4 protein-coding genes, 1 pseudogene and 1 riboswitch are annotated in these 2015 nt (G+C 72.0%); of the genes and pseudogenes, 3 read left to right on the plus strand and 2 right to left on the minus strand.

Annotation, left to right across the window (positions count from 1 at the left end; genetic code table 11):
* Both G6017_RS13645 and G6017_RS13650 read right to left on the minus strand, forming a co-directional pair.
* A pseudogene (locus G6017_RS13645) lies at positions 1–212 on the minus strand (hypothetical protein); the annotation flags it as partial.
* Between the two features lie 50 nt (positions 213–262).
* Positions 263–562 (minus strand): EthD family reductase, encoded by a 300-nt coding sequence (locus tag G6017_RS13650; RefSeq protein WP_182611047.1) that lies wholly within the window; start codon positions 560–562, stop codon positions 263–265.
* Between the two features lie 150 nt (positions 563–712).
* Positions 713–780: riboswitch (guanidine-III (ykkC-III) riboswitch) on the plus strand.
* 10 nt (positions 781–790) lie between these two features.
* Between G6017_RS13650 and G6017_RS13655 the strand changes: the two genes are divergently transcribed.
* Genes G6017_RS13655 through G6017_RS13665 form a run of 3 tightly spaced genes read left to right on the plus strand, consistent with a single transcriptional unit; the run spans position 791 to position 1875 of the window.
* On the plus strand, positions 791–1105 hold the full coding sequence (locus tag G6017_RS13655) for a DMT family transporter (protein WP_179523245.1): 315 nt from the start codon (positions 791–793) through the stop codon (positions 1103–1105).
* Between the two features lie 39 nt (positions 1106–1144).
* Positions 1145–1402: a hypothetical protein gene (locus G6017_RS13660; RefSeq protein WP_182611046.1), complete on the plus strand. Its 258-nt coding sequence runs from the start codon at positions 1145–1147 to the stop codon at positions 1400–1402.
* Complete coding sequence (locus G6017_RS13665; protein ID WP_182617841.1) at positions 1399–1875, plus strand: SRPBCC family protein; 477 nt, start codon at positions 1399–1401, stop codon at positions 1873–1875. The genes G6017_RS13660 and G6017_RS13665 overlap by 4 nt, the downstream gene beginning before the upstream one ends.
* Positions 1876–2015: the final 140 nt, after the last annotated feature.

Consider the following 2015-nt stretch of genomic DNA (forward strand, 5'->3'; position numbering starts at 1 on the left):
ACCAGGACGTCGGCGGCATCGACGGCCGCGTCGACCTCGTCGCGCGTGCTGCCCGAGCGGAGCACCGCCACCAGACGCGCTCCGGGGACGTCGCCGTTCTCCAGTGCCTCCGCTACCGCGGTCCCGATCGCGCCGGCGCCGATCACGGCCACCGCCAACGGGGGGACGGATGCCCGGTCCGGCCGCGCAGAGGGGGAGTGGTGAGGGGTCATGGTGGCCTCACCGTACCCACGGCCCCTCCGCGGCCGCGCGTTCCCGGCGGTTACCCGGTGGAGCCCACGAGCATCGTCGGGGTGATCCCGAGGTTCGCCCCGTCCGCCACCAGTGCCCGGCCCTCGTCCGTCGCAAGCGCGGCTCCCATCGCCTCGGCGTCCGCGAAGAACAACTGGGCCATCAGGTGGAACTCGGGTGCGGAGCCGTCCGGGCCGGGCAGGAAGCGTGTGACCTTGGCGTCGTCGAGGCCCGGAACCGCGCGGGCGAGGGGGATGTGGGTCCCGTCGTAGTACTCGTCGAACTTCTCGACGTCGTCGGGGGTTCCGTAGAGGACGGTGAGGGTGATCAAGGGGGTCCTTTCGAGGGGCGCTCCATCCGGTCGTCCGGAGGGTCGCGCACCGGGGATGATGCCGCAGTCGGTCGGGTGGGGAGACGGATTCGCCGGTTGTGGTCGGAGTCCGGATCGGTCGGACCGGCTCCCGATGTGCCAGCATGGTCCCCAGAGTCCCGTGGACGGGTCTCCCGGACGAGGGGCGCCGTACCCGGAGCGCGACAAGACGGCCCGCCGGAGGCTGTCATGGCGTGGTTCGTACTCGTTCTGTCCGGGATCCTCGAGGCGGTGTGGGCCACCGCGTTGGGCAGATCCGAGGGCTTCACCCGGCTCGTCCCGTCCGTGGTGTTCGGGGTCGCCCTGGTCGTGAGCATGGCCGGGTTGGCCTACGCGATGAGAGGCCTCCCGGTGGGAACCGCCTACGCCGTGTGGGTCGGCATCGGCGCCTCCCTGACCGTGCTGTACGCCATGGCCACCGGCGCGGAACCGGTCTCGCCGGCCAAGGTGGTCTTCCTCCTGGTGATCATCGGCGGGGTGGTCGGACTCAAGACCGCTGCGTGACCGCCTCGTCAGCGCGGCGCCGGGGTCTACGGTGAGGTGATGAGATCGCGTGCGGCCGGACCACTGGTCGGCCTGGGACTCGTCTACGGGGCCGGGGCCGGCCTGATCATCGGGCTCGCGGTGGCCGGCCCGACCGGCCTGGCCCCGGGCCTGGTCATCGGCGCCGGCCTCGGTGCGGTCGCCGGGAACGTGGCGGAACTCGGGCGTACGGTGGTCCGGAGGCAGGCCCACCGACCCGAGACCCCTCGTGGTCTGCACCGTCATCGACGTCTCCCGAGAGGACCGGTCCACCCATGACCTCCATCACCACAGTCGACCGCGGACCGCGCGTCGTCGCCCGGCGCGTCACCGTCAACGCCCCCGCCGACGAGTTGTTCGCGCTGGTCAACGACCCCGCGAAGCACGGCCTCGTCGACGGATCGGGGACGGTCCGCGACAACGTCAAGGGTCCGTCCGCCCTGTCCGAGGGTGCGAAGTTCACCACGAGGATGCGGATGTACGGCGTCCCGTACCGCATCACCTCCACGGTGACCGAGCATGTCGACACCCCGGAGCTCAAGGTCGTCGAGTGGGCCCACCCCGCCGGGCACCGCTGGCGCTGGGAGTTCACCCCGACCGCCGACGGGCGGACCGAGGTCACCGAGAGCTTCGACAACCGTGAGTCGAAGATCGGGCGGGTCATGGAGCGCGTCGGGATGGCGGAGAAGAACGCCGGCGGGATCACCGAGACGCTCTCGCGCCTGGCCGCGAGGTACGAGTCGAACCGCTGACGATCCGGCCGCGCGCCGCGGGCCGGGCGCGGTCTAGGCGCGCGTGAGGAGCAGCGGAGCCGCGGCGATCCGGGACCACGGGCCACCGACGAAGGTCAACCCCAGGAGCCGGCGGTCGTCCAGCGCACGGAACTCGTCGC

Origin of the sequence: Dietzia sp. B44 (genome assembly GCF_014145245.1) — a bacterium.
Classification (GTDB): domain Bacteria; phylum Actinomycetota; class Actinomycetes; order Mycobacteriales; family Mycobacteriaceae; genus Dietzia; species Dietzia natronolimnaea.